The organism is Rhizobium sp. R86522 (assembly GCF_042466255.1).
Classification (GTDB): Bacteria; Pseudomonadota; Alphaproteobacteria; order Rhizobiales; family Rhizobiaceae; genus Allorhizobium.
Map to the genome: position 1 here is coordinate 3,059,180 of NZ_JAXHBX010000001.1, position 18,752 is coordinate 3,077,931.

The following is an 18,752-nucleotide window of genomic DNA, read 5'->3' on the forward strand; positions in this document are numbered from 1 at the left end:
CTCAGGTTTCCGCTTTCAGACCGTCGAGCGCGTCGGCGACGATGCCCTCGACGGTCTGATCGATCGAGACGGTGACAACGCCCGGCTCGCCGGTCGGGACTTCCAGGGTGGCGAGCTGGCTATCGAGCAGACCAAGCGGCATGAAATGCCCAGTGCGGGCGCCCATGCGGCGGCCGAGCAGTTCCCGTGAACCATCGAGATAGACGAAGGCGAGGCGACCACCGGTCGCGGCACGCAAGTGTTCGCGGTAGATCTTCTTCAGCGCCGAGCAGGACACGATGATCCCCTCCCCGCGCGCCAAGGCGTCCGCCATGCGCTCGCCGATCACGGTCAGCCAGGGCCAGCGATCCTCGTCGGTTAGCGGCGTACCGGCGGCCATCTTCGCGACGTTGCTTTCGGGGTGCAGGACATCCCCCTCGATGAAGGGAAGCCCGAGACGGGCCGCGAGCGCCTCGCCGACCGAGGACTTTCCGCAGCTGCTGACTCCCATGACGATCACCGCCTGCGGGGCGGCCAGCTTGTTGTCCTGCGGCATGCTCTTCCTCTTCCTCAGCCCTCATCCAGGGGCCGCGACAATAGGAAGGTTCAGGCGAAATGCAATCCGCTCTCACTGTTTGCGCTTCTGCCGGTGGCCCGTTCCCTGGCTGCTCTCGCCTCTGCCCGGATGGATGCGGCGATCTTTTCCGCCATCATGATGACGGGGGCGTTGGTGTTGCCGCCAATCAGACGCGGCATGACTGAGGCGTCGACGACACGCAGCCCCACTATGCCCTTCAGCCTGAGATCGGGATCGACCACCGCATCGCCATCGGAGCCCATGCGGCAGGTGCCGACGGGGTGATAGATCGTATCGGCGCGGGTACGGATCGCCGCGTCGAGTTCCGCATCCGACGTTCCGGCCGGATAGAGTTCAGGTCCGCGATAGCGATTGAATGCGGGGGCTGCCATGATCTCGGCCATCATGCGGGCACCCTTGCGCAGGGTTTCCAAGTCGCGCGGATCCGAGAGAAATGCGGGATCGATGAGCGGCGAAGCGGACGGATCGGTGCTCGCGAGCCGGACCGTGCCACGCGAATGCGGGCGCAAGACGCAGACATGGCAGGAATAGCCGTGGCCCCAATGCATCTTGCGCACGTGGTCGTCGACCATCGCAACGAGGAAATGCAGCTGGATGTCAGGACGATCGAGCGACGGATCGGTCTTCAGAAAAGCACCCGATTCCGCGCAGGTCGATCGCAGGTGACCCATACGCTCCGTGCGCCACTCGTTTGCGGCGCGCATCAGATCGCGCGTCGCCATGATACCCAAGCCGAACATGTCGGTATCCGGCGAGCGGAAGATCATGGTGTAGTCGAGATGATCCTGGAGGTTGGCGCCGACTTCCGTTCGGTCCAGCACGACGGGAATGCCAAGAGAGGTCAGATGGTCTGCAGGGCCAATGCCCGAGAGCATCAGGATCTGCGGTGATTGCAGCGCCCCTGCCGACAAGAGCACCTCGCGATCGGCGCGGACGATCCGCTGCTCGTCCTTGCCGAAGCGATAGGCGACGCCGACCGCCCTGCCCTGTTCGACCAGGATGCGCGATACATGCGCTTCGGTGATGACGGTGAGATTGCGCCGCGTCATCACGTCGTGGAGATAGGCGGCAGCTGCCGAGCAGCGTTCGCCACGCTTTGGGCCGTTCCAGAACTGGGTGGCCTGATAGACGCCGGCCCCCTCCTGCATCGGCCCGTTGAAATCGTCGTTCTGACGGTGACCGCGCTGTTCGCAGGCCTTCAGGAAGGCCTGGTTGATCGGGCGCGCCCAGTTCTGATCGCAGACCTGAAGAGGGCCACCGCGGCCATGCAAATCGTCCGCCCCACGGATGTTGTCCTCGGCCTTCTTGAACCAGGGAAGGACGTCCTTCCACGACCAGCCTTCACAGCCGAGAGACGCCCACTCATCGTAATCGCCGGTATGCCCGCGGACATAGAGCATGGCATTGATCAGGCTCGATCCGCCAAGGCCGCGACCGCGCGGCTGGTAACCCCGACGTCCGTTGAGGCCCTCCTGCGGCACCGTCGAAAAACGCCAGTTTCCGCTCTTCACATGACCCGGCACAACAGCCGCTGACGCCATCGGCACGCGGGCGAAGATGCCGTCACCCCGACCGCCGGCTTCCAGCAGGCAGACGGTAACCGACGGGTCCTCGCTCAGCCGCGCCGCAAGGACCGAGCCGGCCGATCCGCCACCGATGATGACATAGTCGTACATGCTCCCCCCAGAGACCTGCACCAGCGACCCGTTTCAAGCCGCCCCAACCGGCAGATCTTAACTGCCGTGAACGTAAACGTAGCAGAGTGCCGGAAGGAAGCAAGGCGGGCGTACAGGCACTGCCCTGGAACGAAAAAACCCGCCTTTCGGCGGGTTTGATCAAGTGAATATTCGATGTTTTTCAGGCGGCCGGTGCGGCAGCTGGAGCGGTGGCCACACGGCGCGGCTGCAGGTCGTCGATGCCGAGCAGGAAGTTGATCTGCGGGCGTGCTTTGACGAGGTCGTCGATCGTGTATTCGGAAAGCACGTCGAAGAAGGCATTCAGCGCCTTGCGCAGCGCAGAGTTCAGGCCACAGCTGTCGATCAGCGGGCATTCGACGTCACCGTCGTCCTCGAAGCATTCCGCCATGGCGAAGCTGTCTTCCGTGACCTTCACGACATCGAACAGCGTGATCTTTTCGGCCGGACGGCCGAGGCGCACGCCACCGTTACGACCGCGGACGGTCTCGACCAAACCGGCCTTATTCAGCGGCTGCAGAATCTTGAACAGGAAGAGCTCCGACACGCCATAGGCCTTGGCGATCTCCGGGATCCGGCTCAACTGATCGCTGTTGGCTGCGCAATACATCAGCATGCGCACGGCGTAATTTGTCTGTTTTGTCAAACGCATGCACGATTCCTCTGTTTTCTTGCGGCTTATATAGCGCCTTTTGCAGTTTTGAACAATTCCAAAATACTCAAGTTCTAAACTCACGTGTTGGTGATTAAACTGGACTGCAATTGACAGCTTATCCTATTTCATGAATATGCGCCTCAACAATCCGCAAAGAGGGAGGCCTACCATGACATCCATCCGTACCATCGCACTCGGTGCAGTTTCCGTTCTGGCCCTTTCGGCCGGCTCGGCACTGGCAGACGGCGAAGTCAACATCTATTCCTATCGTCAGCCGGAACTGATCCAGCCGCTGATGGACGCCTTCACCAAGGAAACGGGCATCAAGACCAATGTGCTTTTCCTCGACAAGGGCCTCGTCGAGCGCATCACGGCAGAAGGTGCAAACTCGCCGGCCGACGTCATTCTGACGGTCGACATCGCGCGCCTCACGGAAGCCAGGGATGGCGGCGTGACCCAGCCGCTCGTCGACGAGAACATCAACAGCCAGATCCCGGCGCAGTATCGTGATCCGGAAGGCAATTGGTTCGGCCTGACCACCCGTGGCCGCGTTCTCTATGCTTCCAAGGACCGCGTATCCGAAGATGCGATCACCTATGAGGAACTCGCCGATCCCAAGTGGAAGGGCCGCATTTGCATGCGCGACGGTCAGCACGCCTACAATGTCGGCCTCTTCGCCTCGATGGTCGCCCACCATGGCGCCGAATACACGGAAACATGGCTCGCAGGCCTGAAGCAGAACCTGGTCAAGAAGCCTGACGGCAACGACCGCGCCCAGGCGAAGGCAATCCATGCCGGCGAATGCGATCTCGGCCTTGCCAACACCTACTACCTCGGTCTGATGAAGACCAACGAGAAGGATCCGGAAGAAAAGGACTGGGCCGCTTCGGTCAAGGTTCTCTTCCCCAACGCCGCTGACCGTGGCACGCATGTCAACATTTCCGGCATGGCGCTGACAAAGAACGCACCGAACAAGGACAATGCCGTCAAGCTGATGGAATTCCTGGCTTCCGACGAAGCGCAGACCATCTATGCCGAGCAGGTCTTCGAATATCCTGTCGGCCCCAATGCCAAGGTTTCCGAGATGGTTGCCAGCTTCGGCGCGATCAAGGCTGATCCGCTGCCGCTCGCCGACATCGCTGCCAACCGCAAGACCGCTTCCGAACTGGTCGACAAGGTCGGCCTGAACGACGGCGCAACGCAGTAATCTTCCGCGTATACTTGAAAGCAGAAGGGGCGGTCTCAGACCGCCCCTTCTTGCATTTCGGCATGTGCCATAGTCCGCCTCCCGCCTGGCCTCCCCCTCAGATGCCACCAGCTTCGACAGTTTTCGCGTGATCGTCGATTGCCTCCCGCCGCTCACTGGTGCCCGGATGGGTGGACAGGAAGGAGGAGTCTCCATCGAGACCGAGTTTTTCTTCCAGCCGAGCGAAGAAGCGGCCGATGGCGCGCGGATCACGGCCGGCCTTGGCCATGAGCTCCACCGAGATACGGTCGGCCTCGTTTTCCGCGTCACGCGAATGGGAGAGTGACATCAGGGCAGCGCCATTGGTCAGAATGTCCTCGCCGGCCGCACCGACATCGCCGGCGATCAGCATGATTAGACCGGCCATGCCGGCTGCGCGATAGAGCTGGCGGAGCGAGTGCTCCTCCTCGACATGGCCGATTTCGTGGGCAAGGACCCCGATGATCATGTCCATGTCGCCGTCTACAAGTTCGATCAGTTCGTCGGTGATGACAAGCGTTCCATCGGGAAGGGCAAACGCGTTCGGGCCAATCGGGCCACCCTGACGGAAATTGAGATTGTAGCCGGCAACACCCCGGGACGAGAGGACTGCGACCTGATTGAAGGCCTTCAGGATCTCCGTCTGACGGGCTTCGGGCAGTCGGCTTTCGCTGAACACCGCCTGGTCGAGCGACAGAAGCGTACCGCTTGCCATCCACTCGGTGACCGCCGGCGGTGTCACCAGAACGGCCACTTCGACCAGCGCCGGAACTGCATAGCGGTAGATCAGGCCCGCAAGCACGACAACAGCGAAGACGAAGGCGACCAGACGTGGGTGAAACCGCTCCAGTTCGTGAACGACGCCCTTCTTGCCATGCTTGCTCAGCCACAGGTCGACGGCGTCGTTGTCATCGGTCTCGAAGAGCGAGCTATCGGCGAAGGTGACCCGGCGGGGAATGCGACCGACGCGGGCCGATATCTCCGTCCGTGCCAGGTCTCCCAGAGACACCGGATCGCCTCCGGCGTCTAGCCGGACAAAAAGGGTCTTGCCCTCCGCCAGAAGGACCGCCGGCGCCGACCGGCTCGAGCCGGGAGGATGCCAGCGACCGGAGGCGATGCGCTTGTCGTCAGAAGCCAAAGTCGAACCCTTCAAGATCGAGATATTCCGCCGTCACGGCGGAGCCGGACGCCTGCATCGAGGATACCACATCACCGAGTTCACCATCGACCACGATGCCGGAATGCTCGATCACATAGCGGTGCTCGCGGACCGCTGCCCAGGGGCGCATCAGGCTGAGGGTGAGGATGGTGACGACCAGATTTGAGACGACGATCCAGAAATAACGCAGGCGGCCCAGATCCGAAAAAAGGGAATGACGGGTATCGAAGCGGGCTGAATTCATCACCACGTTGCGAACGCCGATGCGATAGAAAATCGCCGCGACGCCCCAAAGCAACAAGACCGGGATCACCGTTCCATAGATGCCGAGAACGAGCAGGGCCTCGCCATCCATGCCCGAGTCGGCGCTGGCCACCGCACCATAATAGATCAGGACAAAGAGAGCCCCTCCGACTGCCGCACCGACAAGCATCAGCAGGAAGGCTGGCAGCCAGACGCGGTAGAGCGCACCGATCTTCGGATCTGTCTCGAAGGCCCGGTCGCCGTAACGCAGGTTGTTGAAGATGTAGCGATAGAGCCAGCGGCTGGCGAAAGGCGCGAGGATGCCAAGCGAGAAGAAGGCGATGAGGCCGCCGAAGATGATCGCGACGAAGGCGCCCCAGGTCTTTCCGACGAAGTCGAAACGGATGTTGCGATAGCTCGTGACGCGGGCGTTGAAGCGAAGGCTGCGCATGACGATCCAGGGAAGCAGCACGAACATCAGCAACGCCAGGATACCGCCCGCGATCGGGCTGAAGGTCAGGAGAATGTTGTAGCCAATGATGTAGCCGAAAACGATGGCACGACCGATGAAGATCTGTAGCCCCTTGGCGTGGTAGTCGAAGGAGTGACCGTCAATGAATGAGTTTCCGTAGAAATAGCGGTTGCGCCGAACCTTGGCCCAGGCGGAGTAGATGCCGACCGTGACGATCGTCAGGAGAATGTTGACGATCCAGATACCGAAATACTCACCGGCGCTGCCGCGAAACTCGCCGCGGCGCAAAGCGTCGGCGCGGCCGAAGACTGCCTCTTGCATGAAATGTCCCTCATGAAATCAAAACCTGCACGTCGCTATCCCCCGCAACGCACGCCTGAACATTGACCATGAGAGCACCACGCACTCAAGTGCGCTCGGACACTTCGGGCGCCCGTTGCACCGTTCAGGTCTCGCAGATCTCGATGCACCACCATTTCGGCCGGCCACCCTTGTAGGAATGATAGGCGGGCCTGAGATCGGCGGCGCTGGTGCGATCGAAGGCTCCGAGCAGGAGCGCCACCGTCGGCTGATCGTCGATGGCGCCGATCGAAGAGCCGCAGGTGTCGCAGAATGCACGTGACGAAAAGTCGGAGGAGCGCCATGTGGCGGGGATGCCTGCAGGGCCAACCCAGCGCACGGCCTCGCGCGGGAATTCGACCCAGGTGGCGGTGAGACTGCCTGTATGGCGTTGGCACATCTTGCAGGAACAGGTGTGTGGCTTGGCGGCCGGCGCATCGGCTTCGAAGCGGATCGCGCCACAGAGGCAGCCGCCGGTATGGATCTTCTTTTTCGGCATGATCAGCCCTCCCCGCGGAGAAGCTACCAACTGGAGACAGGCAGACAAGAGAACGCCACCCTGCCTTTCGACGGGGTGGCGCAAATGTGATCGAACGGGTGGTTCGCTTACTTCATCGTCGGCATGACGAATTCGGCACCATCCTTGATGCCGGACGGCCAACGGCTGGTGACCGTCTTGGTGCGGGTCCAGAACTTGATCGAGTCCGTGCCGTGCTGGTTGAGATCCCCGAAGGAGGAAGACTTCCAGCCCCCGAAGGAGTGGTAGGCGAGCGGAACCGGGATCGGCACGTTGATGCCGACCATGCCGATGTTGATGCGGCTGGCGAAGTCACGGGCAGCGTCGCCGTCGCGGGTGTAGATTGCAACGCCATTGCCGTATTCATGCTTCATCGGCAGATCGAGGGCTTCCTCATAGGTCTTCGCGCGAACGACCGAGAGGACCGGGCCGAAGATTTCGGTCTTGTAGATGTCCATATCCGGCGTGACGTGGTCGAAGAGGCAGCCGCCGACGAAATAGCCGTTTTCATAGCCCTGGAGCTTGAAATCGCGGCCATCGACCACGAGCTTGGCACCGGCTTCGACGCCAGAGTCGATCAGGCCCTTGATGCGGGCCTGGGCTTCCTTGGTGACGACGGGGCCGAGATCGGCCTTGTCATCGGTGTAGGGGCCGATGCGCAGGCTTTCCACCATCGGTGTCAGCTTTTCGATCAGGCGGTTGGCGGTTTCTTCACCGACCGGAACGGCAACCGAGATCGCCATGCAGCGTTCGCCGGCCGAGCCGTAGCCGGCCCCCATCAGCGCCTGAGCGGCCTGGTCGAGGTCGGCATCCGGCATGATGATCATGTGGTTCTTGGCGCCGCCGAAGCACTGAGCGCGCTTGCCGTTCATCGCAGCCGTTCCATAGACGTAACGGGCAATCGGGGTCGAGCCGACGAAGGAGACGGCCGAGATGTCCGGATGCGTCAAGATGCCGTCGACGGCGGACTTGTCACCATTGACGACATTGAGGATGCCGGCGGGAAGCCCTGCCTCGATCATCAGTTCAGCCAGGCGGATCGGAACGGACGGGTCACGCTCGGACGGCTTCAGGATGAAGGCGTTGCCGCAGGCAATCGCAGGTGCGAACATCCACATCGGGATCATGGCCGGGAAGTTGAACGGCGTGATGCCGGCGCCGATGCCGACCGCTTGCCGAATTGAATACATGTCGATGTTCGGGCCAGCGCCTTCAGTGAACTCGCTCTTCGACAGATGCGGGATACCGATGACGAATTCGCAGACTTCCAGGCCACGGACGATGTCGCCCTTGGCGTCTTCGATGGTCTTGCCGTGTTCGCGCGAGAGAGTCTCGGCGAGTGAATCCATATTGTCGTTCAGGAGCTGAACGAACTTCATGAAGACGCGGGCGCGGCGCTGCGGATTGGTGGCGGCCCACTTGGCCTGGGCCGACTTGGCGTTCTCGACCGCCGCGTTCAGCTCTTCAGCGCTTGCGAGCGAGACCTCGCCCTGCACTTCGCCGGTGGCCGGGTTGTAGATCGGCTGCTTGCGGCCCGACGTGCCGGCGACATGCTTGCCGCCGATGAAATGACCAACCTGATACATGGGTGTCCTCCTGGATTGTTGTGGAGGCAGTATGCGCTTTGATTTGCACAAATCAACGCGATGATTTACGCATCTGTTGTGCGAAAATTAATGTTAGGTGACATCGTTGATCGGTCTTTCGTGTGGCACCCCCCTCTGCCCTGCCAGGCATCTCCCCCACACAGGCAGGGCTATCGCATATGAATACCTGCCTCGGTCACTGCGTGACATTTCCCCCGCAAGGGGGGAGAGCGGGGCGCCGCGTTTGCTGCTCGGTTCAGCAAGCTCCAAAGGCGGGCGACCGGCCGGCAGCTCATCAGTTCTTGCCCCATGTGGGGAGATGGCCGGCAGGCCAGAGGGGGGTAACCCGCATTCCGGGAGCAGAGGGGCCCACCGATGAACTGGGATGACGTTCGCATCTTTCTGGCCGTGGCGCGCACGGGCCAGATCCTCGCCGCCTCCAGACGTCTGGGCCTGAACCACGCCACGCTTTCGCGTCGGCTGACGGCGCTGGAGACGGCGCTGAAGACACGGCTCTTCATCCGCCGCACCAATGGCTGCGAACTGACCGCCGAGGGCGAGGCGTTTCTCGCCTCTGCGGAGCGGATGGAAACGGAGATGCTGGAGGTGCAGGCGCGGCTTGGTCGGACGGACACCCAGGTGGCGGGTACAGTACGGATCGGCGCACCGGACGGCTTTGGCGTCTTCTTTCTCGCCTCCCGGCTCGGCACGCTGATCGAGCGCCATCCCGAACTGAAGATCCAGCTGGTACCGGTGCCGCGCTCGTTTTCGCTGTCGCAGCGCGAAGCGGATATCGCTGTCACCCTGGAGCGGCCGGATCAGGGGCGGCTCGTCTCGTCGAAGCTTGTCGACTACACGCTCGGGCTCTATGCATCGAAGGGTTATGCCGGAACGAACGGTCTCCCGACGACCGCCGAAGGTCTCAAGGCCCATCGCCGGATCGGCTATGTGGAGGACCTGATCTTCACGCCGTCGCTGAATTTCACCGGCGAGGTGATGCGCGACTGGAATGCCGGCTTCGAGATCTCCTCGGCGATTGGCCAGACGGAAGCGGTTCTGGCGGGTGCGGGCATCGGTATCCTGCACAGCTATATCGCCCGGCAGCATGACAACCTCGTTCGCGTGCTGCCCGAGGTCACGATCCGGCGAGCCTATTGGACGACCTTCCATGAAAGCGCGCGGGAACTCGTGCGCGTTCGGGCGGTGGTGCAATTCCTGCAGGATGCGGTGGACGAAGATCGCGCGATCTTCAGCTGACGCGGTTGGCCGATGACCGGAGTGCGTTTTGAGGACGCTTTTCCGTCATGAGCGACGCAGATAGACTGCGCCGATCTGATCACCCATGGATACTGACATGCGCCAGCCCTTGCTTCATCTCGGCCTTCCGGCCTTTCTGTTTGCACTCCTCTTTGCACTTCCCGCCCATGCGCATGTGATGGACGGACCGCTCGGCGGGTTCGGCTCGGGCTTCGGCCATCCGCTGGCTGGCTTAGACCATCTGCTGGCCATGCTCGCCGTCGGGCTCTGGGGCGCGCAGATGGGTGGCCGATCGGTCTGGACGCTGCCCGCGACTTTCCCGATGATCATGTGCGCGGGCGGCATCATCGGCATGACCGGCCTTCTGCCCGACCAGCCGATCGAATACGGGATTGCCGTTTCTGTCATCGTTCTCGGCGGTGCGATTGCGGCCGCGTGGCGGGCGCCGGAATGGGCGGCGCTGGTGCTGATTGCAGCCTTTGCGCTCATGCATGGCTATCCGCATGGTGTGCTCGCGCCGCGCGCCAGCGACCCCGCAGCCTTTACCGTGGGCTTCGTGGTCTCCACTGGCGTGATCCATGTGATCGGGATCGCAATCGGTGCTGCCCTGAAGCCGATCGGCGGCGGCCGGCTGGTGCAGGCGCTGGGGGCTGCCATCTCGCTCGCCGGCTTCTGGTTCCTGTTCGGGCTCGCGATGCGCTAAGCCGGCTCTCGGCCCTGCAGACCAAGCGTTTTGCTGCATCGCGATAGCATGGTTTCTGTTGACAAACCGCGATCAAACCGCACAAACGACGGCACCGGTCGCGACCGTCTCCATCGGCGCGGCCCGCGCAACCGTGAACAGCTCAGACACAGGCTCTCCATGACCACGAATACCGCACTCCTCGACTTCCAGATCATTCCGAATGCCTCGCCCATGCCGGAAGCCGAGCGGCTCGCGGCTTTCGAAAACCTGGGCTTCGGAACGCTGTTCACCGACCACATGGCGGTGGTACATTGGCACGTCGACAAGGGCTGGCACAGCCCGGAAGTCTCGGCGCGCAAACCCTTCCAGATCGATCCGGCGGCAAGCGTGTTGCATTATGCGCAGGAGATCTTCGAGGGCATGAAGGCCTACAAGGCTGCCGATGGCCGCATCACGCTCTTCCGCCCGGAAGAAAATGCCCGCCGCTTCAACAGGTCGGCCGAGCGTATGGCAATGCCTGATGTGCCGGAAGAGCTTTTCCTTAAGGCTGTCGAAGAACTGGTCAAGATCGATGCCAAGTGGGTTCCGGAAGGCGAAGGCAGCCTCTATCTGCGTCCCTTCATGTTCGCCAGCGAAGCCTTCCTCGGCGTTCGCCCGTCGCGCGAATATATCTTCTGCGTCATCGCCTCACCTGTCGGCCCCTATTTCAAGGGCGGCAGCAAGCCGGTCACGCTCTGGGTCAGCGAGCACTACACCCGCGCAGCCCCTGGCGGCACGGGCGCTGCCAAGTGCGGCGGCAACTATGCGGCGAGCCTTCTCGCCCAGAAGGAAGCGGCAAGCCGCGGCTGCGACCAGGTCGTCTTCCTGGATGCCGCCGAGCACAAATGGATCGAAGAATTGGGCGGCATGAACGTCTTCTTCGTCATGGACGACAACACTGTCGTCACGCCGCCGCTCTCGGGCACGATCCTGCCGGGCATCACGCGCAACTCGATCATCAAGCTTGCCGGAGACAACGGCCTTGATGTCATCGAGCGCCCCTATTCCTTCGATGAATGGATGGCGGACGCCAAGAGCGGCAAGCTGCGCGAGGCCTTCGCCTGCGGCACGGCTGCCGTTGTTGCAGCGATCGGCACGGTGCGCCATCCCGGCGGCGAATTCGTCATCGGCAATGCCGGCACGGGCATGGAAACGGAAAAGCTGCGCAACCAGCTGACCGGCATCCAGCGCGGATCCGTGGCGGATACACATGGCTGGGTGAAGGAAGTGACGCGCGCCTGACGACAGGCACAGTCACACGCTTTGAACCCCCGTCATGGCAACATGGCGGGGTATTTCGTTTGGGCGGACGCCTTGGACACCGGAACGGACCGGCGCAAGCAATGAAGGTCCGAAACAAAAGAGACGGCGGCACATCTGCGGCCCGGAACAGATGCAGGAAGACGACATGACGAACGGTCGGTCCGCCTCGGACTTCGTGCTGCCGCGACGGATGGCCATGGCGACGATTCACGGAAAGGAGCGCGCTCTCTCCGCGTCATTCGCAGCCATCGGTATCGACCTGGTGCTGCCATCGGCCCTCGATACCGATCAATTCGGGACCTTCACCCGGGATCGGCCGCGATCCGGGACGATGCTGGAGGCGGCACGGGCCAAGGCACAAGCCGCCATGCAGGAAACTGGTCTGCAGGCAGCGCTTGCCAGCGAGGGCGCCTATGGCCCCCATCCGACCATTCCATTGCTCGCGGTCGGTCGCGAGCTGCTGCTCTACGTGGACGCGGCACAGGGCTTCGAAATCGCGGAGATGAGGATCGACGAGCAGCCAACATTCGGTCACTGCCCTGCCGTTTCGGTCGGGGATGCAGACGACTTTCTCGAGCGGATCGGCTTCCCGGAGCAGGGCCTGGTCGTCGCGCCCGTAGGTCGGTTGAACGCACCGGTGGCCAAGGGCATTCGCACTGTTGCGGATCTGGAAATCGCGATCGGGACCGCGGCCGGGCTTTCCTCGACCGGACGAGCGCATATCGAGACCGACATGCGGGCCTTCATGAATCCCCGGCGAATGGTGGTGATTGGCGAGGTTGGACGGCAGATGGCAGCGCGTCTGTCGACACCTTGCACGCATTGCCGCCATCCGGGCTGGGGCAAGGTCAGAACCGAATACGGTCTGCCCTGCAGTCTCTGTGGCTGTCCGACATCGCTGCCGCGGCATGATGTGTTCGGGTGTGTTTCCTGTGGCGTGGAGGAGCGCCATGAGCAAGCCTTCGGCGCCGTTGCGGACCCTACCTACTGCGCGCTCTGCAATCCGTGACGACAACGACGCGGCAGCCTGAAGACCGCAATCATCAGATCCTCGATGGCTGCAGGAGGTAGGGCCGGATCCGGCTGCTGACCGCCGCCGTCTTCCAGTTGCGTATCCGCGCTCCGATCCTCTCGTCCTGCTTCCAGATGATCTCGGCATGCAGAACACCGAACAGATCGCAATAAAGGACAAGCGGCTCCTGATCCGCGAGTTCTACGCCTTCGGAGAGCACCAGACCCAGCCCCTTGGGGCTGCAGTCGGAAATCCGTCCCCGGACATGGCAGCCGAACATCAGGACCAGCGAATCCAGTTCGCAGCGGTGTCTTATCTCATTGCGACGTTCCATCGGACCTCCGCTCGTCTGGTTCAAGTGAGAGCACCAAAAGGTCGAGGTTCAAAGCCGGAACTGTCCGAAGCCTTGTTTTCAGGTTAATGCAAACGATCGCATTTTAGGCATTGAAGAGCATGCGGACACACACACGGGCCGCGCCAAGCGGGCGTTCCAGATTGCTTCAGTATCAACCAGGGAGAAAATGGTACGGTTGGGGGGTCTCGAACCTCCGACCTCAGGTGCCACAAACCTGCGCTCTAACCAACTGAGCTACAACCGCACATGACCGCGTCGCTGACGCCGTCGAGGGGTCACATACGAGCAGATGGATTTTTTTTCAAGCCCTTTCTGCGCATCAGGCGAAAAGGCTTGGGGTTATGAAAAAGGCCGGGCGCTATGCCCGGCCCAAGATCCTTGGGAGGATTTTTCAGTAATCGCAGTCGATCAGGCGACCTTGAGCGAGGACATGACCTTTTCGGCAGCTTCCTTGCCAGGCTTGGTCATCGTTTCGGCAACCTTCTTGGCGGTTTCCTGGATCGCCTTGGCCTGTTCGATCGTCACTTCAGCCTGCTTGCGGATGAAGGCGGTCTGGAGTTCGACCAGTTCAGCCATCGACTTGACGCCGAGCAGCGCTTCCATGTGCGAGAGCGAGAGATCGGCATTGGTGCGCATGGCGTCGATCGCCTTGAGGCCGAGTTCGACGGTGCCGGCCTGGGCCGTCTGGACGGTCGCTTCCACGGTCTTCGTGGCTTCTTCCGTGGCGGACTTCATCTTGGCATAGGCTTCCTTCGACTGGACTGCGCCCTTTTCGGCGAAGTCACGGAAGCTTTCCTGCATCTTCGAAGGGTCGAAGGAGGAGAAAGAGAAGATATCATTGGTGTTCATGCTGCATTTCCTCTTGTCGGGGGATCTCGGCGACCCCTCATGTTTCATTCATGAACCCTATATAGCATCTGATATTGTGCATTGCAATATCATTGTGCGCTGCACAATTAGATTTTCTGCATGTTGAAAACCGGGGCGGATTAACCTTACCAATCGAAAGGGTCCCGACTTTCTGGACCCAAAGGCACTGCCTAGCTATTAAAAATCTGTTAATTTACTCGCAGGCCATGAAGCGACAGGTCCGAAAATGCCCGCTCAATACCCATTCATCGACGTCGCCGTGCACGACCTCATCCGACCGCGTCTGGCGCGGGGCGAGGCGCTCGTGCTGTTTGCGCCGGGGCTGGGGCGGGTACTCTGGTGCAACGGGGCCGGCGCCCGCTTCTTCGGCGCCAACTCGATCTACGACTTTCTCGAGGAAGGCCCTAACCGCGGAGACATCACCTTTCGGCAGCTCGAAACGGTTGCCCGCCAACTGTCTGCGCCGGGCGACAGCCGCAACCTGATGCTGCGCATCACCTCGGGCTTCCAGAAGCTGCCGATCACGGCATCCGCCGACTGCATCGAGATCCGCAAGGGGGAGCCGGTGATCCTGCTCTCGCTGCCGGCCCTCAAGCGCGCGACCGGGGATAAGCAGCTCGCCCAGGAACTGATGAGCGGCTTCGACGATCCGGACACGCATATGGCCGTGCTCGATGGCGAGGGCGGCCTCGTCGCGAGCTCCGACGGCTTCCCGGGCCTCGGCATCACGCCGCAGACGGCGCGCATGCTGATCAATCTCGTCGAGGCGGATGCAGACAGGCTCGTCAAGCGGCCGATCCCGACAGGCCGGGGATATCTCCCCGCCGCCATCGGCAAGATTTCTGACGCGCCGGCGCTCCATCTTCTGTTCGCGGTCGAGACGATCCTCGGCCAGATGGACCCGAGCGACGACTTTGCAGAAGACGAGGATCTGCCGACCGCAATCGCCGAGCCTGTCCGGGCCGACGATACGGTCGAAGACGAGACCGAGACCGAGACCGAGACCGAGACCGAGACCGAGACCGAGACCGAGACCGAGACCGAGACCGAAGACTTCGCAATCTCCGCGGATGAGGCAATGGCAGAATCGGCCGAGCTCCCCTCGCCTGCTGCGCCCTTTGAGAGCGTGATTGCTGCCCTCGGAGACATTGAAGAAATCGAGCCGGACACCGACGCTTTCGACGCGCAGGACGAAACGACCGATGCAGACGTTGATGTGCTGGTGGTCGAGTTGGCTGAGGCAGAGGTCGAAGCGATCCCGGACGAGACTGACGACACGTTTGCCAACGAGCCGGATGAGCCCTTGTCGTCGGAAGCGGCCGATCATTTCGACGAACCGCCTGTTGTCACGGAAGCGGACGTGCCCGCTACCAATCAGATCGTGGAGACCGTTGAGACCGCCGCTGCAGCGACCGTCGCGCCGACAACCAGGCTCGCCGGCCATGGCCCCGACACCGAAGGTTTCACGTTTCATCAGGATCGGCGCGCCACACGCTTTGTCTGGAAGATCGATGCCGAGGGCCGGTTCAGCGAGGTTTCGGCGGAGTTTGCCCAGGCCGTCGGCCCGCGTGCGGCCGATATCGGGGGCGTTGCCTTCTCCGATCTCGCGGCCCTTTTCAATCTCGATCCGGACGGCAAGATCAGCGAACTCTTGAAGAAACGCGACACCTGGTCCGGCAAGACGATCTACTGGCCCGTCGAAGGAACACGGCTGGTCGTGCCCGTCGATCTGGCGGCCCTGCCAACCTATACGCGCAACCGCGAATTCGACGGCTTCCGCGGTTTCGGGATCGTCAGGGTCGCGGACGCACAGGACGATCCAGACGCGATCGGCATGACCTTTGTTGAGCAGCGGCCCTCCGTTGATGCGCCGGATGAACTGCCGACCGGTATGCACAGCGACCGGGACGAGGAACTCGCGGAGTTCTTGAGCGAACTCAGCGAAGGCGAGAGTCATCCGCCGGAAGATTATCTCGAAGAGCAGATCTCCGAGGCAGGCGAACAGGTTCTCGACACCCGCATCGAGGCGGATGACGACAACGACGCGGTTGACGACGCTGAGCCGAGCGTGGAAGCCGAAAGCGCCAACGATCTTGCGCCGTCGCGCCCGGTCGACTTCGAGCCACCGGTGCTGCGGATCATGGAGCCGCGCAAACCCAGCCTGCCTGACAAGGTGGTGCAGCTGCAGGATCATCGTGTCCGCCAGCGCGACAGCCTGACACCCGGCGAACAGGCCGCATTCCAGGAGATCGCCCGCAAGCTCGATCCGCTCAGCCTCAGGGCAAAGGTCGAGCAGTCGCTGGCGTCGTCGGAGCCACCCGTGCTGCGAAACGAGCCGGCCGCGCCGTCACCGAAGACGCCGGAAGCGCCCCAAACGCCGCCCGCCAGCGCGATCACGCCGACCGAGCCCGTCGCCGAGCCTTCGGCCGAAGCCAATTTGCCGAGCCCATCGGCGGATCGGCCGGCCGGAAGACGCGAGCGCAGCCTGACCGCCGATATCATCGACCTGATGCCGGTCGCGCTTCTGGTGCATGTCGGCGACCGGCTGATCCACGCCAATCCGGAATTCTTCGCGCTCACCGGCTACAAGACGCTTAGCGAGCTCGACGAGGTCGGTGGCCTCGACACGCTGATCCAGCGTCGTGATCTGGAAGAGCCCGGCGATGAGGCGGGCCAGGTCGTGGCGCTCTGCGCCGACGATCGCCTGCTGCCGGTGACGGCACGCCTGCAATCCGTACGCTTCGAGGAAACCACCGCCCTGATGCTGGCACTGATTGCCCAGCCCGAAGAACAGGTCCGGCCGGAAATGTCGGCCGAGCCTGAGACGGTGACGGTTGCACCGGCCGCGACACCGGCGCAGGCGGGGGAACTCGCGCGCATGAAGGTCGAAGTGGACGAGCTGCGTTCGATCCTGGAAACCGCGACCGACGGCGTGGTGATCCTCGATTCCGACGGTGACATCCGTTCGATGAACCGGGCGGCAAGCGCGCTCTTCAACTTCGACGACATGGAGACGCGCGGGAAACCCTTTGTCATGCTGTTTGCGCATGAGAGCCAGAAGTCGATCCTCGACTATCTGAGCGGACTTGCCGGTCATGGCGTCGCTAGCGTCCTGAACGACGGTCGCGAAGTGATCGGTCGCGAGGCCTCCGGCGGCTTCCTGCCGCTGTTCATGACCATCGGCAGGCTCAACTCCTCCAACGGCTATTGCGCAGTCATCCGCGACATCACGCAATGGAAGCGGACCGAGGAAGAGCTGCGCAACGCAAAGCGCGCGGCGGAAACGGCCAACGCCCACAAGACCGACTTCCTTGCCCGCGTCAGCCATGAGATCCGGACACCGCTCAACGCGATCATCGGCTTTGCCGACATGATGGCCAACGAGCATTTCGGCCCGGTCGGTCATCCGCGCTACGGCGAATATGCCCATGACATCGTGCGCTCTGGCCGTCATGTGCTCGACATCGTCAACGACCTCCTCGACATTTCCAAGATCGAGGCGGGCGAGATGGAGCTCGATTTCTCCTCCGTCGGGCTGAACGAAATGGTGCAGGCAGCCGTATCGATCGTGCAGCCGCAGGCGAATGGCCAGCGGGTGATCATCCGCACCGCGCTGTCGCAGGCCGTGCCGAATGTTGTGGCCGACGGGCGCTCGATCAAGCAGATCGTGCTGAACATCCTGGCCAATGCGATCCGCTTCACGCCGTCTGGCGGACAGATCATCGTGTCGACGGCTTATGAAGCGAATGGCAGCGTGGCGCTCCGGATCCGGGATACCGGCATTGGAATGTCGCGCAGCGAACTCGAGCAGGCGATGAAACCCTTCCGCCAGGTTTCGACCGGCACGCCACGCAATCGCGGCGACGGCACCGGTCTCGGCCTTCCGCTGACCAAGGCCATGGTTGACGCGAACCGGGCCCAGTTTGCGATCTCGTCGACGCCGAACGAAGGCACGCTGGTCGAGGTGACCTTTCCTTCGCCGAGGGTATTGGCGGACTGACATCTCGGAATGATCGCGAGGACGGGGAGAACGGCATGACGGCATTCAGCATTCTCCTCGGCATTGCCGTCGCCATCGCGGTCGGTGCCATGAGCCCCGGGCCGAGCTTCGTACTTGTTTCGCGGATTTCGGTTGCCAATACGCGATTGCATGGACTTGCAGCAGCGATCGGGATGGGGCTTGGTGGGGCTCTGTTTGCGGTTCTGGCGCTCGCTGGTCTTATTGCTCTGCTCGAACGGGTTGAATGGCTCTACCTGGTTTTGAAGGTCGCGGGCGGGCTCTATCTCGTCTATCTCGGTGTGATGATCTGGCGCGGCGCAGCTGCGCCGATCTCGGTCGGATCGGCAGAGGGGCGGACCATGCACTCGCTGCCGCGCTGCTTGGCGCTCGGCTTCGTCACGCAGATCAGCAATCCGAAGACTGCCGTGGTCTATGCCAGCATCTTTGCGGCCCTGATGCCGCAAAACCCGCCACTCATGGTGGTTATTGCACTGCCGCCGGTGATCTTTCTGATCGAGGCCGGGTGGTATGCCATCGTTGCGATCGCCTTCTCGGTGCCGCGCTCGCAACGCGCCTATCTCAGCGCGAAACTTTGGGTCGACCGGCTCGCCGGCGTTGTCATCGGTGCACTTGGGTTGCGATTGATCGGCGAAAGTCTCGCACATCTGCGGCGCTGACCACGCCGCGACAGTCGGGCCGGTTTTCATCGCCCTCGCTTTCCGCTAGAGGAAAACCATTCCCGCATTCGCAAGGGCCGACCGTTTGTCCACATTGCCGCGCACGGGCACAGCCCACTCCGTTTCG

16 protein-coding genes and 1 tRNA gene are annotated in these 18,752 nt (G+C 62.2%); 7 read left to right on the forward strand and 10 right to left on the reverse strand.

Annotated features, from left to right (window positions below; all coding sequences use genetic code 11):
• Window position 1 precedes the first annotated feature (1 nt).
• The 3 genes from SJY08_RS14850 to rirA form a co-directional block, all read right to left on the reverse strand.
• Entirely contained in the window at window positions 2-535 is a 534-nt protein-coding gene (locus tag SJY08_RS14850; protein WP_377276600.1) for a gluconokinase, read from the reverse strand.
• A gap of 50 nt (window positions 536-585) precedes the next feature.
• Window positions 586-2,253, reverse strand: coding sequence for a GMC family oxidoreductase (locus tag SJY08_RS14855; protein ID WP_377276602.1), 1,668 nt, complete (start codon window positions 2,251-2,253; stop codon window positions 586-588).
• 181 nt (window positions 2,254-2,434) lie between these two features.
• On the reverse strand, window positions 2,435-2,923 hold the full coding sequence (rirA, locus tag SJY08_RS14860) for an iron-responsive transcriptional regulator RirA (RefSeq protein WP_377276604.1): 489 nt from the start codon (window positions 2,921-2,923) through the stop codon (window positions 2,435-2,437).
• 172 nt (window positions 2,924-3,095) lie between these two features.
• On the opposite strand from rirA, the gene SJY08_RS14865 reads away from it, so the two are divergent.
• Window positions 3,096-4,133: a Fe(3+) ABC transporter substrate-binding protein gene (locus tag SJY08_RS14865; protein WP_377276606.1), complete on the forward strand. Its 1,038-nt coding sequence runs from the start codon at window positions 3,096-3,098 to the stop codon at window positions 4,131-4,133.
• A gap of 97 nt (window positions 4,134-4,230) precedes the next feature.
• Here the strand turns inward: SJY08_RS14865 and SJY08_RS14870 are convergent, their stop codons facing one another.
• The 4 genes from SJY08_RS14870 to SJY08_RS14885 all read right to left on the reverse strand — a co-directional run bounded on the left by SJY08_RS14870 (window position 4,231) and on the right by SJY08_RS14885 (window position 8,467).
• Window positions 4,231-5,289 carry a M48 family metallopeptidase gene (locus tag SJY08_RS14870; protein WP_377276608.1) on the reverse strand — a complete coding sequence of 353 codons (1,059 nt, stop codon included), beginning with the start codon at window positions 5,287-5,289 and terminating at the stop codon, window positions 4,231-4,233.
• Window positions 5,279-6,346 (reverse strand): YjgN family protein, encoded by a 1,068-nt coding sequence (locus tag SJY08_RS14875; RefSeq protein WP_069042224.1) that lies wholly within the window; start codon window positions 6,344-6,346, stop codon window positions 5,279-5,281. The genes SJY08_RS14870 and SJY08_RS14875 overlap by 11 nt, the downstream gene beginning before the upstream one ends.
• 124 nt (window positions 6,347-6,470) lie before the next feature.
• Window positions 6,471-6,863 carry a GFA family protein gene (locus SJY08_RS14880; RefSeq protein WP_377276610.1) on the reverse strand — a complete coding sequence of 131 codons (393 nt, stop codon included), beginning with the start codon at window positions 6,861-6,863 and terminating at the stop codon, window positions 6,471-6,473.
• 107 nt (window positions 6,864-6,970) lie between these two features.
• Window positions 6,971-8,467 (reverse strand): CoA-acylating methylmalonate-semialdehyde dehydrogenase, encoded by a 1,497-nt coding sequence (locus SJY08_RS14885; protein WP_153761446.1) that lies wholly within the window; start codon window positions 8,465-8,467, stop codon window positions 6,971-6,973.
• Between the two features lie 375 nt (window positions 8,468-8,842).
• Between SJY08_RS14885 and SJY08_RS14890 the strand changes: the two genes are divergently transcribed.
• The 4 genes from SJY08_RS14890 (at window position 8,843) to SJY08_RS14905 (ending at window position 12,720) form a co-directional block, all read left to right on the forward strand.
• Complete coding sequence (locus SJY08_RS14890) at window positions 8,843-9,724, forward strand: LysR family transcriptional regulator (RefSeq protein WP_300890767.1); 882 nt, start codon at window positions 8,843-8,845, stop codon at window positions 9,722-9,724.
• 97 nt (window positions 9,725-9,821) lie between these two features.
• Entirely contained in the window at window positions 9,822-10,427 is a 606-nt protein-coding gene (locus tag SJY08_RS14895) for a HupE/UreJ family protein (protein WP_377276613.1), read from the forward strand.
• Window positions 10,428-10,586: 159 nt separating this feature from the next.
• Window positions 10,587-11,690 (forward strand): branched-chain amino acid aminotransferase, encoded by a 1,104-nt coding sequence (locus SJY08_RS14900; RefSeq protein ID WP_377276615.1) that lies wholly within the window; start codon window positions 10,587-10,589, stop codon window positions 11,688-11,690.
• Between the two features lie 166 nt (window positions 11,691-11,856).
• Complete coding sequence (locus SJY08_RS14905; RefSeq protein WP_377276617.1) at window positions 11,857-12,720, forward strand: DUF6671 family protein; 864 nt, start codon at window positions 11,857-11,859, stop codon at window positions 12,718-12,720.
• A 34-nt stretch (window positions 12,721-12,754) separates the two neighbouring features.
• Here SJY08_RS14905 and SJY08_RS14910 read toward each other — a convergent pair whose 3' ends face one another.
• From SJY08_RS14910 to SJY08_RS14920, 3 genes are all read right to left on the reverse strand, one after another.
• Window positions 12,755-13,057, reverse strand: coding sequence for a PilZ domain-containing protein (locus tag SJY08_RS14910; protein WP_377276619.1), 303 nt, complete (start codon window positions 13,055-13,057; stop codon window positions 12,755-12,757).
• 188 nt (window positions 13,058-13,245) lie between these two features.
• Window positions 13,246-13,322: transfer RNA gene (locus tag SJY08_RS14915), tRNA-His, on the reverse strand.
• A gap of 164 nt (window positions 13,323-13,486) precedes the next feature.
• Entirely contained in the window at window positions 13,487-13,927 is a 441-nt protein-coding gene (locus SJY08_RS14920) for a phasin (RefSeq protein WP_054150794.1), read from the reverse strand.
• Between the two features lie 247 nt (window positions 13,928-14,174).
• Here SJY08_RS14920 and SJY08_RS14925 point away from each other — a divergent pair, with 247 nt between their 5' ends.
• Together SJY08_RS14925 and SJY08_RS14930 are read left to right on the forward strand one after the other, a co-directional pair.
• Entirely contained in the window at window positions 14,175-17,948 is a 3,774-nt protein-coding gene (locus SJY08_RS14925; protein WP_377276621.1) for an ATP-binding protein, read from the forward strand.
• Window positions 17,949-17,983: 35 nt separating this feature from the next.
• A complete protein-coding gene (locus SJY08_RS14930; protein WP_054150796.1) occupies window positions 17,984-18,625 on the forward strand; it encodes a LysE family translocator in 642 nt (213 codons plus the stop codon).
• Window positions 18,626-18,752: the final 127 nt, after the last annotated feature.

Bases quoted from the DNA above. Each gene is read 5' to 3' on its own strand.
- SJY08_RS14905 (WP_377276617.1), top strand. From the start codon at position 11,857: ATGACGAACGGTCGGTCCGCCTCGGACTTCGTGCTGCCGCGACGGATG.
- SJY08_RS14895 (WP_377276613.1), top strand. From the start codon at position 9,822: ATGCGCCAGCCCTTGCTTCATCTCGGCCTTCCGGCCTTTCTGTTTGCA.
- SJY08_RS14920 (WP_054150794.1), bottom strand. From the start codon at position 13,927: ATGAACACCAATGATATCTTCTCTTTCTCCTCCTTCGACCCTTCGAAG.
- SJY08_RS14925 (WP_377276621.1), top strand. From the start codon at position 14,175: ATGCCCGCTCAATACCCATTCATCGACGTCGCCGTGCACGACCTCATC.
- SJY08_RS14875 (WP_069042224.1), bottom strand. From the start codon at position 6,346: ATGCAAGAGGCAGTCTTCGGCCGCGCCGACGCTTTGCGCCGCGGCGAG.
- SJY08_RS14880 (WP_377276610.1), bottom strand. From the start codon at position 6,863: ATGCCGAAAAAGAAGATCCATACCGGCGGCTGCCTCTGTGGCGCGATC.
- SJY08_RS14910 (WP_377276619.1), bottom strand. From the start codon at position 13,057: ATGGAACGTCGCAATGAGATAAGACACCGCTGCGAACTGGATTCGCTG.
- SJY08_RS14930 (WP_054150796.1), top strand. From the start codon at position 17,984: ATGACGGCATTCAGCATTCTCCTCGGCATTGCCGTCGCCATCGCGGTC.
- SJY08_RS14890 (WP_300890767.1), top strand. From the start codon at position 8,843: ATGAACTGGGATGACGTTCGCATCTTTCTGGCCGTGGCGCGCACGGGC.
- SJY08_RS14900 (WP_377276615.1), top strand. From the start codon at position 10,587: ATGACCACGAATACCGCACTCCTCGACTTCCAGATCATTCCGAATGCC.
- SJY08_RS14865 (WP_377276606.1), top strand. From the start codon at position 3,096: ATGACATCCATCCGTACCATCGCACTCGGTGCAGTTTCCGTTCTGGCC.
- SJY08_RS14885 (WP_153761446.1), bottom strand. From the start codon at position 8,467: ATGTATCAGGTTGGTCATTTCATCGGCGGCAAGCATGTCGCCGGCACG.
- SJY08_RS14855 (WP_377276602.1), bottom strand. From the start codon at position 2,253: ATGTACGACTATGTCATCATCGGTGGCGGATCGGCCGGCTCGGTCCTT.
- SJY08_RS14850 (WP_377276600.1), bottom strand. From the start codon at position 535: ATGCCGCAGGACAACAAGCTGGCCGCCCCGCAGGCGGTGATCGTCATG.
- rirA (WP_377276604.1), bottom strand. From the start codon at position 2,923: ATGCGTTTGACAAAACAGACAAATTACGCCGTGCGCATGCTGATGTAT.